At 59.0% G+C, this 18597-nt stretch carries 21 protein-coding genes; 19 read left to right on the top strand and 2 right to left on the bottom strand.

Features of this window, described 5'->3' with window-relative positions; translation table 11 throughout:
- Positions 1 to 197 precede the first annotated feature (197 nt).
- The gene (gene suhB / locus AC4LFW_RS12045) at positions 198 to 1013 is read right to left on the bottom strand and encodes a type III secretion system regulator SuhB (protein WP_491819262.1); all 816 of its coding nucleotides are present in this window, start codon (positions 1011 to 1013) and stop codon (positions 198 to 200) included.
- 106 nt (positions 1014 to 1119) lie between these two features.
- On the opposite strand from suhB, the gene trmJ reads away from it, so the two are divergent.
- The 19 genes from trmJ to der all read left to right on the top strand — a co-directional run bounded on the left by trmJ (position 1120) and on the right by der (position 17741).
- The gene (gene trmJ, locus AC4LFW_RS12040; RefSeq protein WP_491820214.1) at positions 1120 to 1941 is read left to right on the top strand and encodes a tRNA (cytosine(32)/uridine(32)-2'-O)-methyltransferase TrmJ; all 822 of its coding nucleotides are present in this window, start codon (positions 1120 to 1122) and stop codon (positions 1939 to 1941) included.
- Positions 1941 to 2726, top strand: coding sequence for a serine O-acetyltransferase (cysE, locus tag AC4LFW_RS12035; protein ID WP_491819261.1), 786 nt, complete (start codon positions 1941 to 1943; stop codon positions 2724 to 2726). The genes trmJ and cysE (AC4LFW_RS12035) overlap by 1 nt, the downstream gene beginning before the upstream one ends.
- Positions 2727 to 2893: 167 nt before the next feature.
- The gene (gene iscR, locus AC4LFW_RS12030) at positions 2894 to 3385 is read left to right on the top strand and encodes a Fe-S cluster assembly transcriptional regulator IscR (protein WP_491819260.1); all 492 of its coding nucleotides are present in this window, start codon (positions 2894 to 2896) and stop codon (positions 3383 to 3385) included.
- Positions 3386 to 3415: 30 nt separating this feature from the next.
- Positions 3416 to 4630 carry an IscS subfamily cysteine desulfurase gene (locus AC4LFW_RS12025; RefSeq protein ID WP_491819258.1) on the top strand — a complete coding sequence of 405 codons (1215 nt, stop codon included), beginning with the start codon at positions 3416 to 3418 and terminating at the stop codon, positions 4628 to 4630.
- 42 nt (positions 4631 to 4672) lie between these two features.
- On the top strand, positions 4673 to 5065 hold the full coding sequence (iscU, locus tag AC4LFW_RS12020; protein WP_491819256.1) for a Fe-S cluster assembly scaffold IscU: 393 nt from the start codon (positions 4673 to 4675) through the stop codon (positions 5063 to 5065).
- An 11-nt stretch (positions 5066 to 5076) separates the two neighbouring features.
- Positions 5077 to 5400, top strand: coding sequence for an iron-sulfur cluster assembly protein IscA (iscA, locus tag AC4LFW_RS12015; protein ID WP_217474889.1), 324 nt, complete (start codon positions 5077 to 5079; stop codon positions 5398 to 5400).
- A 7-nt stretch (positions 5401 to 5407) separates the two neighbouring features.
- On the top strand, positions 5408 to 5929 hold the full coding sequence (gene hscB / locus AC4LFW_RS12010) for a co-chaperone HscB (RefSeq protein WP_491819255.1): 522 nt from the start codon (positions 5408 to 5410) through the stop codon (positions 5927 to 5929).
- A gap of 41 nt (positions 5930 to 5970) precedes the next feature.
- Complete coding sequence (gene hscA / locus AC4LFW_RS12005; protein ID WP_491819253.1) at positions 5971 to 7833, top strand: Fe-S protein assembly chaperone HscA; 1863 nt, start codon at positions 5971 to 5973, stop codon at positions 7831 to 7833.
- A gap of 5 nt (positions 7834 to 7838) precedes the next feature.
- Entirely contained in the window at positions 7839 to 8177 is a 339-nt protein-coding gene (fdx, locus tag AC4LFW_RS12000) for an ISC system 2Fe-2S type ferredoxin (RefSeq protein WP_491819252.1), read from the top strand.
- Positions 8178 to 8191: 14 nt separating this feature from the next.
- Positions 8192 to 8392 (top strand): Fe-S cluster assembly protein IscX, encoded by a 201-nt coding sequence (iscX, locus tag AC4LFW_RS11995; protein ID WP_491819250.1) that lies wholly within the window; start codon positions 8192 to 8194, stop codon positions 8390 to 8392.
- A gap of 133 nt (positions 8393 to 8525) precedes the next feature.
- Entirely contained in the window at positions 8526 to 8957 is a 432-nt protein-coding gene (ndk, locus tag AC4LFW_RS11990) for a nucleoside-diphosphate kinase (protein WP_021209485.1), read from the top strand.
- Positions 8958 to 8977: 20 nt separating this feature from the next.
- Entirely contained in the window at positions 8978 to 10126 is a 1149-nt protein-coding gene (gene rlmN / locus AC4LFW_RS11985) for a dual-specificity RNA methyltransferase RlmN (protein WP_491819249.1), read from the top strand.
- A 14-nt stretch (positions 10127 to 10140) separates the two neighbouring features.
- Entirely contained in the window at positions 10141 to 10899 is a 759-nt protein-coding gene (pilW, locus tag AC4LFW_RS11980; RefSeq protein ID WP_491819247.1) for a type IV pilus biogenesis/stability protein PilW, read from the top strand.
- Complete coding sequence (locus tag AC4LFW_RS11975; RefSeq protein ID WP_491819245.1) at positions 10896 to 11906, top strand: RodZ domain-containing protein; 1011 nt, start codon at positions 10896 to 10898, stop codon at positions 11904 to 11906. The genes pilW and AC4LFW_RS11975 overlap by 4 nt, the downstream gene beginning before the upstream one ends.
- A gap of 2 nt (positions 11907 to 11908) precedes the next feature.
- Positions 11909 to 13021, top strand: a complete 1113-nt coding sequence (gene ispG, locus AC4LFW_RS11970; RefSeq protein WP_491819244.1) for a flavodoxin-dependent (E)-4-hydroxy-3-methylbut-2-enyl-diphosphate synthase — start codon at positions 11909 to 11911, stop codon at positions 13019 to 13021.
- A 14-nt stretch (positions 13022 to 13035) separates the two neighbouring features.
- Positions 13036 to 14319 carry a histidine--tRNA ligase gene (gene hisS, locus AC4LFW_RS11965; protein WP_491819242.1) on the top strand — a complete coding sequence of 428 codons (1284 nt, stop codon included), beginning with the start codon at positions 13036 to 13038 and terminating at the stop codon, positions 14317 to 14319.
- A 40-nt stretch (positions 14320 to 14359) separates the two neighbouring features.
- Positions 14360 to 15001, top strand: coding sequence for a YfgM family protein (locus AC4LFW_RS11960; protein ID WP_491819240.1), 642 nt, complete (start codon positions 14360 to 14362; stop codon positions 14999 to 15001).
- A 4-nt stretch (positions 15002 to 15005) separates the two neighbouring features.
- The gene (bamB, locus tag AC4LFW_RS11955) at positions 15006 to 16154 is read left to right on the top strand and encodes an outer membrane protein assembly factor BamB (protein WP_491819239.1); all 1149 of its coding nucleotides are present in this window, start codon (positions 15006 to 15008) and stop codon (positions 16152 to 16154) included.
- A gap of 102 nt (positions 16155 to 16256) precedes the next feature.
- Positions 16257 to 17741 carry a ribosome biogenesis GTPase Der gene (der, locus tag AC4LFW_RS11950; RefSeq protein WP_491819238.1) on the top strand — a complete coding sequence of 495 codons (1485 nt, stop codon included), beginning with the start codon at positions 16257 to 16259 and terminating at the stop codon, positions 17739 to 17741.
- Between the two features lie 4 nt (positions 17742 to 17745).
- On the opposite strand, the gene cysE (AC4LFW_RS11945) is transcribed toward der, so the two are convergent.
- Positions 17746 to 18540: a serine O-acetyltransferase gene (gene cysE / locus AC4LFW_RS11945; RefSeq protein ID WP_491819236.1), complete on the bottom strand. Its 795-nt coding sequence runs from the start codon at positions 18538 to 18540 to the stop codon at positions 17746 to 17748.
- Between the last annotated feature and the right edge of the window lie 57 nt (positions 18541 to 18597).

Here is an 18597-nt window from a genome sequence, read left to right as displayed (position 1 = left end):
CAGGTGCTTGCTTCGCCAGGCAGTCGGCCGTAGCTAGCTGATCGATATGTGGGGAATTGGAGGATTCCGAAGGCGGTGGCGCGTACCTAGGCGTTGGCTGTCCTAGTCCGGAGGGTAGCGATGCTTGTCAGCAGTGGCGGCGCAACCGTAAGCAAGCAAAAAAAAACGCCCAATCGGGCGTTTTTTTTCGTCTGGGCTTAGCGTTTCAGGCTGGGCGTCAGGTGAGGCTGAATGGCAGTAAGCACCGCCTTGAAGCACTTGGTGTTGCCGGCGACGATCTGGCCCTTTTCAAGGAATTCATGGCTGCCGCTGAAATCGCTGACAAGGCCGCCTGCTTCCTGGATCAACAGTGCGCCCGCCGCCATGTCCCACTCCGAAAGGCCGAACTCCCAGAATGCGTCATAGCGACCGGCGGCGACGTAAGCGAGGTCGAGGCTGGCAGCGCCGGCGCGACGCAGGCCGGCGGTTTGGCCAACCAGGCTGCGGAACATGTTCAGGTAGCTGTCGAGGTTGTCCATCTGTCCGTCGCGAAACGGGAAGCCGGTGCCCAACAGTGCACCTTCAAGGCTTTTACGTGCGCTGACGCGCAGGCGACGGCCGTTAAGCGCGGCGCCGCGGCCGCGGCTGGCAGTGAATTCTTCTTGGCGAACCGGATCCAGAACGACCGCGTGTTCAAGGCGGCCGCGGTATTTGCAAGCGATGCTGACGGCGTAGTGGGGTACGCCGCGCAGGAAGTTGGTGGTCCCGTCCAGTGGATCAATCACCCAAAGGTAATCCTTGCCATCTCCGCTGCCTTCCAGCAGTCCGCCTTCCTCCCCGAGAATGCCGTGAGTTGGAAAGGCCTTTCGCAGCGCCGCAATGATCAGTTGCTCAGCAGTGCGGTCGATCTCAGAGACGTAATCGCGCGCGTCTTTTTCGCTAACCGAGATCACGTCCAGGCGCTCGGTGGAACGCACAATCATTTCGCCAGCGCTACGGGCGGCGCGCAGCGCGATATTCAGCATGGGCTGCATCGATCAAATACCTGGTCGTTTAAAGAAAGCCGGCAATTCTAACAGAATCCGATGCGCTGTGTTGTTCGCCTACGGCCCGTTCCGACCGTTGATGGCGAACCCGCAGATGCTTGCTGTAAGCTTTCGGTCTGCCTTCGACCGAGATAAGACATTGTCGCTACACAACATTCGAGTAGTGCTGGTCAATACCAGCCATGCCGGAAACATCGGCGGTGCAGCCCGCGCAATGAAGAACATGGGTTTGTCCCGGCTGGTACTTGTCGATCCGCAAGATTTTCCAAGTCCAGATGCTATCGCTCGAGCCTCGGGTGCTACGGATATTCTCGACTCAGCCCGGGTGGTGGCTACCCTCGAGGAGGCCCTGGTCGGCTGCAGCGTAGCATTTGGTACCAGTGCGCGTGAACGTCGCATCCCGTGGCCTCTCCTTGATCCGCGCGAAACGGGCTCGGTTTGCCTGGAACAGGTAACCCAGGGGGGAGAGGTTGCGCTGGTGTTCGGTCGGGAGTACGCGGGGCTGACCAATGAGGAGCTCCAGCGATGCCAGTTCCATGTGCATATTCCATCCGATCCGGAGTTCAGTTCGCTCAACCTCGCTGCCGCCGTTCAGGTGCTCGCCTACGAAGTGCGTATGGCGTGGCTTGCTGCAAGCGGCCAGCCGACCAAGCTCGAAAAGCTGGAAACCACGTCAATGCTGAGTTCGCAGCTCGTTACCACGGATGAGCTTGAGCATTATTACGGTCACCTGGAGCAAACCCTGATCGACATCGGCTTTCTGGATCCGCAAAAGCCGAGACACCTCATGTCCCGGTTGCGCAGGCTCTACGGCCGAAGCAGTGTCAGCAAGCTTGAAATGAACATCCTGCGCGGCATCCTCACCGAAACGCAGAAGGCCGTCCGCGGCGAACCCCACAAGCGGAGATCAGATTGATGTTCGAGCGCATGCGAGAAGATATCCGAAGCGTCTTTCATCGCGACCCGGCTGCACGTAACGCGTTCGAGGTCGTAACCTGCTACCCAGGCTTGCACGCTGTCTGGTTTCACCGGGTTTCGCACTGGTTATGGGTCAACGATTGCAAATGGCTGGCTCGCATGAATTCGAACCTTGCGCGCTGGCTGACCGGCATCGAAATCCACCCGGGCGCCCAGATCGGACGTCGTTTCTTCATTGATCACGGCATGGGCATCGTGATTGGCGAAACTGCCCAGATCGGCAATGACGTGACGCTCTATCATGGCGTAACGCTTGGCGGGACCAGTTGGAACAAGGGCAAGCGTCATCCGACGCTGGAAGACGGTGTAATTGTCGGTGCGGGTGCCAAGATCCTTGGTCCGTTCACGGTGGGTGCCGGCGCCAAGGTCGGCTCCAATGCGGTGGTGACACGAGAGGTGCCTGCGGGCGCCACGGCGGTTGGTATCCCGGGGCGCATCATCGTCAGGTCGGACGATGCTCGTGAGGCCAAGCGCAAAGCGATCGCGGAAAAAATCGGCTTCGATGCCTATGGCGTCACGGAAGACATGCCCGATCCGGTTGCAAGAGCCATCGGGCAGTTGCTCGATCATGTTCAGGCGGTCGAGGAGCGCATGGATGGCATGTGCAAGGCTTTGACAGCGTTGGGGAGTGATTACTGTGTCAAGGAAATGCCCGAGCTTCGGGAGGAAGACTTCGCACAGGTCAAGGACAGCGGCGATCCGAGGCGCTCGGATGTGCGGTAGCGATTGAGGTGCTGTTATGATGGCGGCTGATATCGCAACGCTTCGAATCGAGGATCTGCCGATTCACGAAACGAGGCAAAGCCTGAGTGTTTCAATCGGTCTTATAGTTGATCTAATTACTCAGGTATTGCATACTCGCCTCAAATCTTGATGCTTGGTGCAAGCCGATGCGATTGACTACAAAAGGCCGTTACGCTGTCACTGCGATGCTCGATCTGGCGCTACATGCGCAGCACGGGCCGGTGTCTCTTGCGGATATTTCCGAGCGGCAGGGCATCTCGCTTTCCTATCTCGAACAGCTTTTTGCCAAGCTGCGCCGTGGCAGCCTGGTGACCAGCGTGCGCGGGCCGGGCGGGGGCTACCAGCTCTCGCGCGAAATGGCCGGTATTCAGGTCGCGCAAGTGATCGATGCGGTCAACGAATCGGTTGATGCAACGCGTTGCCAGGGGCTTGGTGATTGTCATTCTGGCGATACCTGCCTAACGCATCATTTGTGGTGCGACCTGAGCCAGCAGATCCACGAGTTCCTAAGCGGGATCAGCTTGGAGGACTTGGTGATGCGCCGCGAGGTTCAGGAGGTCGCATTGCGCCAGGATATGCGCCGCACCAATAGCCAGACTCCGCAACTGGATAAGATCGAAGCGTCCGCCGTCGAATGAGCAGGGCGACAGCCTTATAGGAGATACCTGATGAAATTGCCGATTTACCTGGATTACTCCGCTACTACCCCAGTCGATCCGCGTGTAGCCGAGAAAATGGTCGAGTGTCTGACCGCCGAAGGCAACTTTGGAAATCCGGCTTCCCGCTCCCATGCATTTGGCTGGAAAGCGGAAGAGGCGGTTGAGAATGCTCGCCGGCAGGTGGCCGAGCTGGTCAATGCCGATCCACGGGAAATTGTCTGGACCTCTGGTGCAACCGAGTCAGACAATCTGGCGATCAAAGGCGTAGCGCATTTCTATGCCTCCAAGGGCAAGCACATCATCACCAGCAAGATCGAGCACAAGGCCGTTCTGGATACGACTCGTCAGCTGGAACGTGAAGGCTTCGAAGTGACCTATATCGAGCCTGGTGAAGATGGCGTCATTACTCCTGCCATGGTCGAGGCTGCGCTGCGTGACGACACCATACTGGTGTCGATCATGCATGTGAACAACGAGATCGGAACGATTAATGAGATAGCCGCCATCGGTGACCTCACCCGCTCTCGCGGCGTGCTGTTTCACGTCGATGCTGCACAATCCACCGGCAAGGTGGACATCGATCTTGAAAACATGAAGGTCGATCTGATGTCTTTTTCCGCCCACAAGACCTACGGCCCGAAAGGTGTTGGCGCCCTGTATGTGCGTCGCAAGCCTCGTGTGCGCCTGGAAGCACAGATGCATGGTGGGGGCCATGAGCGCGGTATGCGTTCAGGCACGTTGGCGGCGCATCAGTCGGTTGGCATGGGTGAGGCCTTCCGCATTGCGAAGGAAGAAATGGCTGCTGAAAACGAGCGTATCACCAAGCTGCGTGACCGCTTCTTCAAACAGGTCGAACATCTTGAAGAGTTGTACGTCAACGGCAGTATGACTGCGCGTGTCCCGCACAATCTCAACCTCAGCTTCAACTATGTGGAGGGCGAGTCGCTGATCATGGCCTTGAAGGACCTGGCTGTGTCCTCGGGTTCGGCCTGCACGTCTGCATCGCTGGAGCCTTCCTACGTGTTGCGTGCCCTGGGTCGCAACGATGAGCTGGCCCACAGCTCCATTCGGTTTACCTTTGGTCGTTTCACGACCGAAGAAGAGGTCGATTATGCCGCGCAGAAGGTCAGCGAGGCTGTCACCAAGTTGCGTGAGCTGTCGCCCTTGTGGGACATGTTCAAGGATGGCATCGATATTTCGAAGGTCGAGTGGGCTGCCCACTGATCCATCGAATTCCGCATAGCTTGATTCAGAGAGGATTGCACCATGGCATACAGCGATAAGGTCATCGACCACTACGAAAACCCCCGCAACGTCGGCAAGTTTGATGCAGAGGACGCTTCCATCGGTACTGGCATGGTGGGCGCCCCGGCTTGCGGTGATGTGATGCGCTTGCAAATCAAGGTCAACGAGCAAGGGATCATCGAAGATGCCAAGTTCAAGACCTATGGTTGCGGTTCGGCCATCGCCTCCAGCTCCCTGGCAACCGAGTGGATGAAGGGCAAGACGCTCGAGGAGGCTGAAACGATCAAGAACACCCAGCTTGCCGAAGAGTTGGCGCTGCCTCCGGTGAAGATTCATTGCTCTGTTCTGGCCGAGGACGCCATCAAGGCAGCCGTTCGCGACTACCGGGAAAAGAAAGGCCTGCCACAGGCCTAAGGGAGGTATCGATGGCGATCAGCATGACCACGGCGGCGGCCAATCATGTTCGCCGCTCGCTTGAAGGGCGCGGCAAGGGGCTCGGGGTTCGGCTGGGTGTACGCACCACCGGTTGCTCCGGCCTGGCGTACGTGCTCGAGTTTGTTGATGAGGCGGCGGCAGAAGATTCGATTTTCGATAGCCACGGCGTCAAGGTCATCATCGATCCGAAAAGCCTGGTCTATCTCGATGGTACGGAGCTCGACTTTGTACGAGAGGGGTTGAACGAAGGTTTCAAGTTCAACAATCCAAACGTGCGTGGCGAATGCGGCTGCGGCGAAAGCTTCAATATCTGAGGACGCTGTGGGCATTCCCTGTCATTACGCGCTTTTCGACCTGCAGCCGGCTTTCGACGTTGATCCTGAGCTGCTCTCGACTCGTTACCGCGAACTTGCGCGCAGGGTTCACCCTGACCGGTTCGCTGACGCTGACGAGGCTGCGCAGCGCTCCGCGGTCGAACAGTCAGCCAATCTCAATGAGGCTTACCAGACGCTTAAAACGCCGTCGCGGCGAGCTCGTTATCTATTGACGCTCGAAGGGCGGGAAATGCCGCTTGAGGCGACTGTGCAGGATCCTGCGTTCCTCATGCAGCAGATGCAATGGCGCGAAGAGCTGGAAGAGCTGCAGGATGAGGCGGATCTTGCCGGCATTGCCGCATTCAAGTCTCGCCTGAAGCGTGCGCAGCAAGACCTCAACGAATCCTTCTCCCTTATCTGGCGCGACCCCGCGCAGCGTGCCGAGGCTGAGCGATTGGTGCGTCGCATGCAGTTTCTCGACAAGCTGACCCAGGAAGTGCGCCAGTTGGAAGAGCGCCTCGACGACTAACCCTGCGCAGCGCGATGCGTTGCGCCCGATATCAGACAGACATGGCCTTACTTCAGATAGCAGAGCCCGGACAAAGCCCGCAACCTCATCAGCGCCGCCTGGCAGTGGGGATCGATCTGGGGACTACCAATTCGCTGGTCGCAGCACTGCGCAGCGGCATAACGGAGCCCCTCGCCGACGCCAACGGTGAGGTGATCCTGCCTTCTGCCGTGCGCTACCATGCCGATCGGGTGGAAGTGGGCGCCTCCGCCAAAGAGGCTGGTGCCAGCGACCCGCTGAACACCATCGTGTCAGTGAAGCGCCTCATGGGCAGGGGTGTTGGCGACGTCAAGCAGCTGGGTGGGCAGCTTCCTTACCGGTTCAGTGAAGGGCAGTCACAGATGCCCTTCATCGAGACCGTTCAGGGTCCGAAAAGCCCTGTCGAAATATCCGCAGAGATTCTGAAGGCGTTACGCCAGCGCGCCGAGGAGAATCTTGGGGGCGAGTTGGTAGGCGCCGTAATAACCGTTCCTGCCTATTTCGACGACGCTCAGCGCCAGGCAACCAAGGATGCTGCCCGCTTGGCAAATCTAAACGTGCTGCGCTTGCTCAACGAGCCTACCGCTGCAGCTGTAGCCTATGGCCTGGATCGCCAGGCCGAAGGCGTAGTGGCGATTTACGATCTGGGTGGCGGGACGTTTGACATTTCGATCCTGCGATTGACCCAGGGAGTCTTCGAGGTTCTGGCCACGGGTGGAGACACGGCGCTCGGTGGCGACGACTTCGACCATGCAGTAGCAAACTGGATACTGACCCAGGCGGGAGCGTCGGTCGATTTGGGGCCGGGCGCTCAGCGCGAGGTGTTAGCGGTGGCGTGCGACGCCAAGGAGCAACTCAGCCAGGTCGAGTCGGTCGAGGTGCGATATGCAGGCTGGCAAGGAACCCTGACCCGTGCAGCCTTCAACGAGCTGATCGAGCCGTTGATCGCGCGGAGTCTCAAATCCTGCCGTCGTGCCCTGCGTGACTCGGCGGTAGAGCTGGAAGAGGTCAAGGCCGTAGTGATGGTGGGCGGCTCCACACGGGTTCCACGCGTTCGGGAACTGGTCGGAGAAATGTTTGGCCGGGAGCCGCTTACCGACATCGATCCTGATCAGGTAGTCGCGATCGGTGCTGCGATACAGGCAGAGACGCTGGCGGGGAACAACCGTGACGGAGAAGAGCTGCTGTTGCTTGACGTGATTCCGTTGTCGCTCGGTTTGGAAACCATGGGTGGGCTGATGGAAAAAATCATCCCGCGCAATACGACGATTCCGGTTGCCCGCGCCCAGGAATTCACCACTTACAAAGATGGCCAGTCAGCCATGATGATTCACGTGCTGCAGGGTGAGCGTGAATTGATCGCCGATTGCCGTTCATTGGCCCGCTTCGAGTTGCGGGGCATACCGCCGATGGTGGCAGGTGCAGCGAAGATCAGAGTGACGTTTCAGGTCGATGCCGACGGGCTGCTCAGCGTGTCCGCCCGCGAGCTGGCATCGGGTGTCGAGTCGAGCATCCAGGTCAAGCCGTCCTATGGCCTGACCGACGGGGAGATCACCCGCATGCTGGAGGATTCGTTCCGCAAGGCAGGTGACGACAAGGTGGCTCGTGCATTGCGTGAACAGCTGGTGGATGCGCAGCGGCTTCTCGAGGCGGTGCAAACTGCGCTGGATGCTGACGGCGAGCGCTTGCTCAGCGATGAGGAACGTATTGCGATAGAAGCGCAGATGCAGGGCCTCCGTGAGCTGCTTGACAGCCAGGACGGGGTAGCCATTGAGCGTCAGGTCAAGCGCCTAAGCCAGATTACCAATGCCTTTGCAGCGCGCCGGCTGGATTCCACCGTCAAGGCCGCGTTGGCCGGGCGGCGGCTTAACGATATTGAGGAATGAAGCAGATGCCGCAAATTGTTTTTCTGCCCCATGTCGAACATTGCCCTGACGGGGCGGTGGTCGAAGCGCAGGTCGGCGAAACCGTACTGGACGCTGCGTTGCGTAACGGGATCGATATCGAGCACGCCTGCGAGAAATCCTGCGCTTGTACGACCTGTCACGTGGTCGTCCGTGAAGGATTTGCCTCGCTCGAAGCGTCTGACGAGCTCGAAGATGACATGCTGGACAAGGCCTGGGGCCTGGAGCCGACCTCACGGTTGTCCTGTCAGGCGGTTGTTGCTGAATCGGATCTGGTGGTTGAGATACCGAAGTACACGATTAACCAGGTCTCAGAGGGCCATTGATGTCGAGGTGTTGAATGGCGCTTAAATGGGCTGATGTGCTTGATATCGCGATCGAACTGGCTGAAAGCAAGCCGGAGGTCGATCCTCGTTACATCAACTTCGTGCAGCTGCATCGTTGGGTTACCGAACTCCCTGGTTTCGCTGATGATCCGAAGCGTGGAGGCGAGAAAGTGCTGGAGGCCATCCAGGCGGCCTGGATAGAAGAGGCTGAATAGAGCGCGCCGGCCGCTTGTCCTTTCAGCCAAAGAGCAACGCTCGCTGTAGCGCCCTTATATTTTAAATTCGAACCCGCGTATAATTCGCGGGTTTACTTGTTTGCTTTAACCCAACCTATTTCTGGAGTTCTACATGGCCCTGCAACGCACTTTCTCCATCATCAAGCCTGACGCTGTCGCCAAGAATGTAATCGGCGAAATCACTTCCCGTTTCGAGAAGGCCGGTCTGCGCGTTGTCGCTTCGAAGATGGTCCAGTTGTCCGAGCGTGAAGCTGGAGGTTTCTATGCCGAGCACAGCGAGCGTGGTTTCTTCAAGGACCTGGTTGCTTTCATGGTCTCCGGTCCGGTCATCGTTCAGGTTCTCGAAGGTGAAGACGCCATCGCCAAGAACCGTGAGCTGATGGGGGCTACCAACCCGAAGGAAGCTGCGCCCGGCACCATTCGCGCCGACTTTGCTGTCTCCATCGATGAGAACGCAGTGCACGGTTCCGACTCCGAGGCCTCCGCAGCGCGTGAAATCGCTTATTTCTTCTCCGCCACCGAAGTGTGTGCCCGCATTCGCTAAACAAGCGAAGGTGAATCCTGATGACTGTCAAGACCGGTAAGGTAAATCTGCTCGGGCTGACTCAGCCGCAGCTTGAAAGCTTCTTCGATTCGATCGGGGAGAAGCGCTTTCGTGCCGGTCAGGTCATGAAATGGATCCACCACTTTGGCGTGGATGATTTCGATGCCATGAGCAACATTGGCAAGGCCCTGCGCGAGAAGCTGAAAGCGTCTGCAGAGATCCGGGGCCCAGAGATCGTCAGTGAAGACATCTCCACCGATGGCACACGCAAGTGGGTGGTGCGTGTGGCCTCGGGGAGCTGTGTGGAGACCGTATACATCCCTCAGGGAGGGCGCGGCACCTTGTGCGTGTCGTCGCAGGCTGGCTGCGCGCTGGATTGCAGTTTCTGCTCGACCGGCAAGCAAGGATTCAACAGCAATCTGACCGCCGCCGAGGTCATCGGCCAGGTCTGGATTGCAAACAAGTCGTTCGGCACCGTCCCGGCCAAGGTCGATCGTGCCATCACCAATGTCGTGATGATGGGCATGGGTGAGCCGCTTCTGAATTTCGACAATGTCGTCGCTGCCATGCAAATCATGATGGACGATCTTGGATACGGGATTTCCAAGCGTAAGGTCACGCTCTCGACTTCAGGCGTTGTGCCGATGATCGATGAGCTGTCCAAGGTAATAGATGTGTCCCTGGCGCTTTCGCTGCATGCGCCAAACGATGCACTGCGCGACCAGTTGGTGCCGATCAACAAAAAGTACCCCCTGGAAATGTTGCTTGCGGCGTGCCAGCGCTACATTTCCAATCTCGGTGAGAAGCGTGTTCTCACTATCGAATACACTCTTTTGCAAGGCGTGAATGACCAGCCCGAGCATGCACAGCAGATGATCGAATTGCTGGCCAGGATTCCTTGCAAGATCAATCTGATCCCCTTCAATCCCTTCCCGCACTCTGGTTATGAGCGGCCGAGCAACAATGCGATCCGCCGTTTTCAGGACATCCTGCATAAAGCTGGGCACAATGTAACCGTGCGTACCACCCGTGGTGAGGATATCGATGCAGCTTGCGGCCAGTTGGTTGGGCAAGTAATGGATCGCACTCGCCGCAGCGAGCGCTATATTGCCGTGCGTGAACTGCAATCCGAGCCAGGTTCTGCATCCATAGCTACAAACCGTTCCTGAGGGGGATTCTGTTGATGATCTTGCGCGTTGCGCTGCTGTTTCTGTTGGCTGGCCTCATGGCTGGTTGCATTTCTTCCGGGTCCGGGAACCCCATGCGTACCTCGGAAGGGCGGAACGAGGCGAGGGATGCCTATATTCAGCTGGGTATTGGCTACCTACAGCAAGGCGAGGCATCCAGGGCAAAAACACCTCTGCGTAAGGCTCTGGAACTGGACCCTGACAGCGCAGACGCGCATGCAGCGCTGGCTCTGGTGTTCCAGACGGAAATGGAAAACAAGCTCGCCGACGAGCATTACCGCAAGGCGCTGTCCAGCCGGAACGATGCCCGTATCCTGAACAATTACGGTAGCTTCCTTTTCGAGCAGAAACGCTACGAGGAAGCCATGGAGCGCTTCGCCAAGGCTGCGGAGGACAATCTCTATCCAGAACGCTCGCGGGTATTCCAGAACATGGGCATGACCGCGTTGCAGCTTGGACAGCGTGACCAGGCCGAGACTTATTTCACTCGCGCGCTTCGTCTCGATAGTCGTCAACCACGTGCCCTGCTGGAACTCGCATTGCTGGCCTATGAGGCCAAGGATTACGTGCCGGCCAAACGCTACTACACGAGTTTCAGCAGTCTCTCCGAACAGAATGCTCGCAGCCTTCTTCTGGGTATTCGACTGGCCAATATCCATCAGGATCGAGACCAGGCCGCCAGCCTCGGCCTGCAGCTCAAGCGCCTGTATCCAGGCTCGCCTGAATATCAACAGTTTCTATCGGAGCAACGATGATAGCGCCACATACTGAAGCCGCTGCCCCGACCCTTGCCAACCCGGGCGAAACCCTCCGTTCTGCGCGCGAAAGTAAAGGTTGGTCGCTCTCTTCCGTGGCCCAACAGCTCAATCTCTCGGAGCGCTCGTTGCAGCAGATCGAGGCGGGTGATTTCAGCCAGATGCCCGGGCACACCTTTGCCCGTGGCTATGTTCGCGCATACGCCAAGCTGCTCGGACTTGACCAGACGCGTCTGGTCCAGCAATTCGATCATCACACCGGCACCGATGCCACCGGGAGCAACGTCAACAGCCTTGGGCATATCGACCAGCCGGTGCGACTGTCGCGCACCATGGTGCGTTTCTTCACGTTTTTGCTGACGCTGGTAATCGCAGCGGTGGCATTTTTCTGGTGGCAGGATCAATCGACGCGAAACCAGTCGGGCCCATCGGTAACAGCGTTGGAACGGATCGAGGTTGAGGCCGCTGATGGCACCACCGAGATCCATCTGCTCGATAGAGCAGAAGAGCCGGCAGCCGAGCTCCCTCCCGTCGCGTCTGACTTGTCGACCCTGGCGGAGCCGGCGCCGGGAGCGGATTCTGCACTTGCTGGACCGGAAGACACGACAGCTATAGAAGAGTCAGCGGGCACGGATTCGTCCGAAGTGCCGGCAGGCTCCATCGAAGCCCCTACAGACGCCACTGAACCTGCCGAGGTTGTCGAAACACCGGTCCCAACGGCAGCTGCACAGTTAGAGACCGCCGGCGCACCGGCTGTCGCCGAAGATGAGGGTCGGCTGACGCTGCAATACACAGCCGACTGCTGGACCCGAGTGACGGACGCTACCGGCAAGGTGCTCTATAGCGGTCTGGCAAAGGCCGGCACCAGTCGCACCCTGGTCGGTAAGACACCATTGGACCTGCATCTGGGCTTCGCCTCCGGGGTGCAGGTCGACTTCAACGGCGAATCCGTCAGCCTATCTGGCAAAACGCGTGGCGAAACTGCACGCCTCAAGCTCGGACAGTAATCATGCACAGCGAGTCTCCCATCAAGCGTCGTCACACCCGCAAAATCTGGGTGGGCAACGTGCCGGTCGGCGGCGATGCGCCTATCGCCGTACAGAGCATGACCAATACCGAAACCTGCGACGTCGATGCGACAGTTGCGCAGATCCAGCGATTGCAAAATGCCGGGGCTGACATTGTTCGCGTCTCGGTGCCGTCTATGGAAGCTGCCGAGGCCTTTGGAAGGATCAAGCAGCGCGTCGGCCTGCCGTTGGTCGCCGACATTCATTTCGACTATCAGATTGCGCTACGAGTAGCAGAGCTTGGCGTCGATTGCTTGCGTATCAATCCAGGCAATATCGGCCGCGAGGATCGGGTGCGTGCTGTCGTTGAGGCTGCACGAGACAGGGGAATCCCGATCCGTATTGGCGTGAATGCCGGTTCGCTTGAAAAGGACCTGCAAAAGAAATATGGCGAGCCCACTCCCGAGGCGCTGGTGGAGTCGGCGCTGCGACATGTGGAGCATCTGGATCGGCTGAATTTCCCGGATTTCAAGGTCAGCGTGAAAGCGTCTGATGTGTTCATGGCCGTAGCTGCGTATCGCCTGTTGGCTGACAAGATCGAGCAACCGCTGCATCTGGGCATCACCGAGGCCGGTGGCCTGCGGTCCGGCACAGTCAAGTCGGCGGTAGGCCTTGGCATGTTACTGGCCGAGGGCATCGGCGACACCATTCGCATCTCGCTGGCAGCCGATCCGGTTGAAGAGATAAAGGTTGGTTTCGACATTCTGAAATCATTGCGTCTGCGCTCGCGAGGCATCAATTTCATCGCCTGCCCGAGTTGCTCGCGGCAGAACTTCGATGTAGTCAAGACCATGAACGAGCTTGAAGGCCGGCTCGATGATCTTCTGGTGCCGCTGGACGTTGCGGTGATCGGTTGCGTGGTCAACGGCCCTGGCGAAGCCAAGGAGGCACATATCGGGCTGACCGGCGGCTCGCCGAACAACCTCATCTACATCGATGGCAAGCCCGCGCAAAAACTCAGCAATGAAAATCTGGTGGACGAACTGGAACAATTGATTCGTCGCAAGGCCGCGGAAAAGGCTGAAACAGATGCCGCGCTGATCGTGCGTAGCTGATTTAAGGAACCGAATTGAGCAAGTCCCTGCAAGCCATCCGTGGCATGAACGATATCCTGCCGGCGCAGACACCGGTCTGGCGCTACCTTGAAACTACTTTCGCGCAGCTGCTGAACAGCTACGGTTACAGCGAAATCCGTTTGCCCATCCTCGAGTTCACTGATCTGTTCGCCCGCGGCATTGGGGAGGGAACAGATGTGGTCGACAAGGAGATGTACACCTTTCTCGACCGTAACGAGGAATCACTGACGTTGCGGCCCGAGGGCACAGCCGGTTGCGTCCGCGCCGTTCTCGAACACGGTATGACCGGCGGCGGCCAGGTGCAAAAACTCTGGTACAGCGGCCCGATGTTTCGCTATGAAAAACCACAGAAAGGCCGTTATCGCCAGTTTCACCAGATCGGTGTGGAAGTGTTCAATCAGCCCGGGCCTGATGTGGATGCTGAGTTAATCGTGCTGACGGCTCGGCTGTGGAAACAACTGGGCATGGCTGATGCGGTCACACTGCAGCTGAACAGCCTTGGCTCCAGCGAAGCGCGGGCGATCTATCGCGACGCGCTCGTGGAGTATCTCAAGCAGCATTTCGACCAGCTCGACGAGGACAGCCAGCGCCGTCTCACGAGCAACCCGCTGCGCATTCTGGACAGCAAGAATGCCCAGACCCAGGCGTTGCTGGCAGACGCGCCGACCTTGCAGAACTATCTGGACGATGAGTCCCGCGCTCATTTCGACGGCCTCAAGGCCAGGCTCGAAGCGGCGGGCATTGCCTACCAGATCAATCCCAAGCTGGTTCGCGGGCTCGATTACTACGGTCGCACGGTATTCGAGTGGGTGACCGACAAGCTGGGTTCGCAAGGTACAGTTTGCGCGGGTGGCCGCTACGACGGCCTGGTCAGTCAATTCGGTGGCAAGCCAACCCCGGGTGTGGGCTTCGCGATGGGCATCGAGCGGCTGGTATTGCTGTTGGAGACGCTTGAGGTGGTGCCGAAGGAGCTGACTCCTCCCGCTCATGCTTACATCTGCGCCTTTGGCGAAGAAGCCGAGCTGGCCGCGCTGGGATTGGCAGAAGGGCTACGCGACGCCTTGCCGGGCCTGCGCCTGTTGGTGAACGCCGGTGGGGGCAGCTTCAAGAGCCAGTTCAAGAAGGCCGACAAGAGCGGGGCGCGCTTCGCACTGATTCTAGGTGACGACGAGCTGGCAGGGCGCGTGGTAGGTTGCAAGCCGCTGCGTGACGACAGCGAACAACAAAGTATTGCCTGGGATGCTCTGCCCGAGCGTCTGGCTGCCTGTCTGGCTTGATCAGACCGGCCTGAATTCAGCGAAAGAAAGGAGTGACAGTGTGACCTCGGGTACCGATGAAGAACAACTGGCGCAGATCAAAGAGTGGTGGCAGCGTAACGGCAAGCCACTACTGCTCGGGGGTGCACTCGCTCTGGTCCTGGTATTTGGCTGGCAGTTCTGGCAGAAGCATCAGCTCAATCAGGCGCAGGGTGCGTCCGGGCTCTACCAGCAATTGCTCAATGCGTCCCTGGAGCAGGGCGAGGTGGATGCGGCCGAAGTGTCCCGCCTGGGGAATCTCCTGAAGAAAGACTTCTCCGGTTCCCATTACGCTCAGTACGGTAGCCTGTTCGTCGCTAAAGTGGCGGTGGAGTCCGGGCGTCTCGACGAAGCGGCAGCGGAGCTGCAGACTGTGCTGGACAAGCCTGCCGACAAGACCCTTGAAGAACTGGCGCGCCAGCGTATCGCCAGGGTGCTCGCTGCGCAGGACAAAGTGGACGCCGCTTTGGCGCTGCTCGATGAGGATGCGCCACAGGCATTTGCTTCCAGTCGTGAAGAGCTGCGTGGTGACCTGTTGGTCAAGCTGGGCCGTAACGATGAGGCCCATGCGGCTTATTCCAAGGCAAAAGAGGCGTTGTCGCAGGATGCTGCCATCGGCGGCTTGCAGCTGAAGCTGGACGATCTGGCTCGTGGAGAGGCATAAATTGATGCGTTGGAAGAATGCAGCGCTGCTGGCCTTGGCCGTCCTGGTTGTGGGGTGCAGCAGTAATGACAAGAAAGAACCCGAACCCGCCGAACTGGTCAAGTTCGATGCGGAAATCGAACTGAATAAGGAGTGGAGTCGCTCGATAGGTGAAGGCCAGGGCGAGACCTACAACCTGCTGACGCCGGTCGTCTATGGTAACGAGATATTTGCCGCAGACGTCGAAGGCCTTGTTGTCGCGATGGATCGTCTGACTGGCAAGGTCAACTGGAAAAAGGATCTGGATGTACCCATTTCCGGCGCGGTCGGTGCCGGATATGGTCTCGTGCTGGTAGGAACACTGCGCGGTGAAGTGCTGGCGCTGGATGTGTCCAACGGAGAGGAGCGGTGGCGCAGTCAGGTCAGCAGTGAGGTGCTTGCCGCACCCGCAGTCAATGGTGACGTCGTTGTCGTGCAAACCCAGGATGATCGCGTTGTCGCGCTGGAAATCGACACGGGCAAGCAACGCTGGAGCTACGAAAGCTCCCCGGCGGTGCTGACCTTGCGTGGAACCGGGGCGCCATTGTTGACCAATGAGCTGGCGGTCGCCGGGCTGTCCAGCGGCAAGGTGGTGGCGCTGGATACTCGCCGTGGCCTGCCTGTTTGGGAGCAGCGAGTAGCAGTCCCCCAGGGCCGGTCCGAACTGGAACGTGTGGTTGATATCGATGGCGGGCTTTTGTTGTCGGGCGGAACCTTATATGTCGCCACTTACCAGGGACGCGCGGCGGCGCTGGATCTGGAAACCGGCCGTATCCTCTGGCAGCGCGATGCCTCCACATCGTCCGGAGTGGCGATGGGGTATGGCAGTGTTTACGTCAGCCAGGCCGACGGCTCGGTGGTAGGCATTGATGAACGATCTACAACGGTACTCTGGAGCAATGACGCACTGGCTCGCCGACAGTTGTCCGCGCCTGCGGTGTTCTCCAGCTATGTGGTGGTGGGTGACAAGGAAGGCTATGCGCACCTGTTGAGCCAGGTCGACGGTCGATTCGTGGCACGTACCCGAGTTGACAGTGATGGCGTACGCGCGCGGCCTGTCGTTGAAGGTGACTGGCTGTATGTTTACGGTAACGGCGGCAAGCTGGTTGCCTTGACCATCAAGCAGCCGGACTGACGCCTCGTTCAGCGCACTCGTTCCGCATTGGCGGGACGCTATATCTGGCCGCTGCCTTGCAGCGGCCTTCGTGTTTTCTGAAATATCGCAGTGGAGAGCCGTATGGTTCCCGTAATTGCCCTCGTGGGCCGCCCGAACGTCGGTAAATCGACCCTGTTCAACCGTCTGACCAAGAGCCGTGACGCCATCGTGGCCGAATACGCCGGTCTGACCCGTGATCGTCAATATGGCGAAGCCAAATGGCAGGGACGGACCTATATCGTCATCGATACCGGCGGCCTGACGGGGGACGAGCAGGGCATCGACGCCAAGATGGCTGAGCAGTCGCTGCAGGCGATGCAGGAAGCCGATGCGGTGATGTTCATGGTGGATGCGCGCGCCGGCATGACGCCGGGTGATCAGATGATCGCCGAACATCTGCGCAAGATGAACAAGCGCCACTTCCTGGTGGCAAACAAGGTCGACAGTATCGACCCGGATATTGCCCGTGCCGAGTTCAGTCCGTTAGGGCTCGGCGATGCGTTGCCAATCGCCGCGGCCCATGGGCGCGGTATCAGCCACATGCTGGAGCAGGCGCTTGGCGCCTTTCCCAAGGACAATGCCGACGCGCCAGAGCAGGAAGGTGAGGCGCACGAGAGTGAAGTTGTTGCCGAGGGGCAGGAGTTCAAGCGCATTCCGGGCCCGAGCGAGAAGGATGGCATCAAGATTGCCGTCATTGGGCGCCCGAATGTCGGCAAGTCGACGCTGGTCAACCGCATGCTTGGTGAAGAGCGGGTCATTGTCTACGACCAGGCCGGTACCACGCGAGACAGCATCTACATCCCATTCGAACGCGATGACGAAAAGTACACGCTGATCGACACAGCGGGTGTGCGTCGCCGTGGCAAGATCTTCGAGGCCGTGGAGAAGTTTTCCGTGGTCAAGACGCTGCAGGCGATCCAGGATTCCAACGTCGTCATTTTCGTAATGGACGCCCGCGAGGGTGTGGTCGAGCACGACCTGAACCTGCTCGGCTTCGTTCTGGAAAGTGGCCGGGCGCTGGTCATCGCGCTGAACAAGTGGGATGGCATGGAGCCGAGCGAGCGCGATTATGTGAAAACCGAGCTGGAGCGCCGGTTATTTTTTGTCGAGTTTGCCGACATCCATTTCATCTCTGCCAAGCATGGCACCGGCGTCGGCAACCTGTACAAGTCAGTGCAGGCGTCATTCAAGTCGGCTGTCACCCGTTGGCCCACCAGCCGCCTGACGCAGATCCTCGAAGATGCGGTTCGCGAGCATGCGCCGCCCATGGTTGCCAGTCGCCGTATCAAGCTGCGCTATGCGCACCTGGGGGGAGCCAACCCACCGCTGATCGTCATCCACGGTAACCAGGTCGACTCGATACCCAAGTCCTATACTCGCTACCTGGAAAATACCTACCGGCGCGTCCTGAAGCTGGTCGGTACGCCCATCCGCATCGAGTACAAAGGCGGCGAAAACCCCTACGAGGGCAAGAAAAACACGCTCACCGACCGCCAGGTCAACAAGAAGCGCCGTCTCATGTCCCACCACAAGAAGGCCGAGAAAAAGCGCCGCGACAAGCGCTGACTTCTCAACTGTCCTCGTCGAATGACTGGTCCATATCAAGGGCCGGTCGTGCGTGTCGTGGCTTGCCGACCTGCCGAGCCGGGTTGCCAACCACGGTGGTATGCGGCGCAACCGGGTGCAGTACAACGCTGCCGGCGCCAACCTTGGCGCCCTCGCCGATCTCTATATTGCCGAGGATTTTTGCCCCCGCCCCGATCATCACGCCGCTGCGCACCTTGGGATGTCGGTCACCGCTTTCCTTCCCTGTGCCTCCCAAGGTCACGCCCTGGAGGATTGACACATCGTCGCCGACCACTGCAGTTTCGCCTATGACGATGCCTGTTCCGTGGTCGAGCATGACGCCGCTGCCTATCCGGCTGGCCGGGTTGATGTCGATCGCCAGACGTTCATTGCAGCGTGCCTGGATGAACATCGCCATCAACCGCTCCTGCTGTTGTAACAGTAGATGTCCGATACGGTAGGCCTGCAAGGCTGCAAAGCCCTTGGAAAACAGCAACACCTCCAGTTCGGTATCGAAGGCCGGGTCTCGATGGACGATCGCCTGCAAATCGCACCAGGCCGCTTCGGCGAGGAGCGGGTGCTGTCGATGAACACTGGCAACGCGATCGAAAAGCGCCTGCTGCTGTTCCGAAGTGGCAGCCAGGGCCTGGCTGATCCGGTAGGCCAGGGAGCAGCCGAAATCCGGATGGTCGAGAACGGCTTGCTGAATGACACCCGCCAGGCCCGGCTCGGCCTGCAACGCGCGTTCAGCCTGAGTGCGCACGTCGGCCCACCGGGCATCCGCAGATTCGATAGACATGGTGATCCTCTCTACTTGCATGAATTGAAGCACCAGACGGAGCTATGTCGAGCTCAC

The sequence above is a fragment of the Stutzerimonas sp. C6.4V genome (assembly GCF_058536345.1).
This window is presented reverse-complemented; position numbering and strand designations above follow the sequence as displayed.

Bases quoted from the DNA above. Each gene is read 5' to 3' on its own strand.
- iscX (WP_491819250.1), top strand. From the start codon at position 8,192: ATGGCGCTTAAATGGGCTGATGTGCTTGATATCGCGATCGAACTGGCT.
- AC4LFW_RS12025 (WP_491819258.1), top strand. From the start codon at position 3,416: ATGAAATTGCCGATTTACCTGGATTACTCCGCTACTACCCCAGTCGAT.
- ispG (WP_491819244.1), top strand. From the start codon at position 11,909: ATGCACAGCGAGTCTCCCATCAAGCGTCGTCACACCCGCAAAATCTGG.
- der (WP_491819238.1), top strand. From the start codon at position 16,257: ATGGTTCCCGTAATTGCCCTCGTGGGCCGCCCGAACGTCGGTAAATCG.
- cysE (WP_491819236.1), bottom strand. From the start codon at position 18,540: ATGTCTATCGAATCTGCGGATGCCCGGTGGGCCGACGTGCGCACTCAG.
- iscR (WP_491819260.1), top strand. From the start codon at position 2,894: ATGCGATTGACTACAAAAGGCCGTTACGCTGTCACTGCGATGCTCGAT.
- bamB (WP_491819239.1), top strand. From the start codon at position 15,006: ATGCGTTGGAAGAATGCAGCGCTGCTGGCCTTGGCCGTCCTGGTTGTG.
- pilW (WP_491819247.1), top strand. From the start codon at position 10,141: ATGATCTTGCGCGTTGCGCTGCTGTTTCTGTTGGCTGGCCTCATGGCT.
- suhB (WP_491819262.1), bottom strand. From the start codon at position 1,013: ATGCAGCCCATGCTGAATATCGCGCTGCGCGCCGCCCGTAGCGCTGGC.
- rlmN (WP_491819249.1), top strand. From the start codon at position 8,978: ATGACTGTCAAGACCGGTAAGGTAAATCTGCTCGGGCTGACTCAGCCG.
- iscA (WP_217474889.1), top strand. From the start codon at position 5,077: ATGGCGATCAGCATGACCACGGCGGCGGCCAATCATGTTCGCCGCTCG.
- iscU (WP_491819256.1), top strand. From the start codon at position 4,673: ATGGCATACAGCGATAAGGTCATCGACCACTACGAAAACCCCCGCAAC.
- trmJ (WP_491820214.1), top strand. From the start codon at position 1,120: ATGCTTGCTGTAAGCTTTCGGTCTGCCTTCGACCGAGATAAGACATTG.
- cysE (WP_491819261.1), top strand. From the start codon at position 1,941: ATGTTCGAGCGCATGCGAGAAGATATCCGAAGCGTCTTTCATCGCGAC.
- hscA (WP_491819253.1), top strand. From the start codon at position 5,971: ATGGCCTTACTTCAGATAGCAGAGCCCGGACAAAGCCCGCAACCTCAT.
- fdx (WP_491819252.1), top strand. From the start codon at position 7,839: ATGCCGCAAATTGTTTTTCTGCCCCATGTCGAACATTGCCCTGACGGG.
- ndk (WP_021209485.1), top strand. From the start codon at position 8,526: ATGGCCCTGCAACGCACTTTCTCCATCATCAAGCCTGACGCTGTCGCC.
- AC4LFW_RS11975 (WP_491819245.1), top strand. From the start codon at position 10,896: ATGATAGCGCCACATACTGAAGCCGCTGCCCCGACCCTTGCCAACCCG.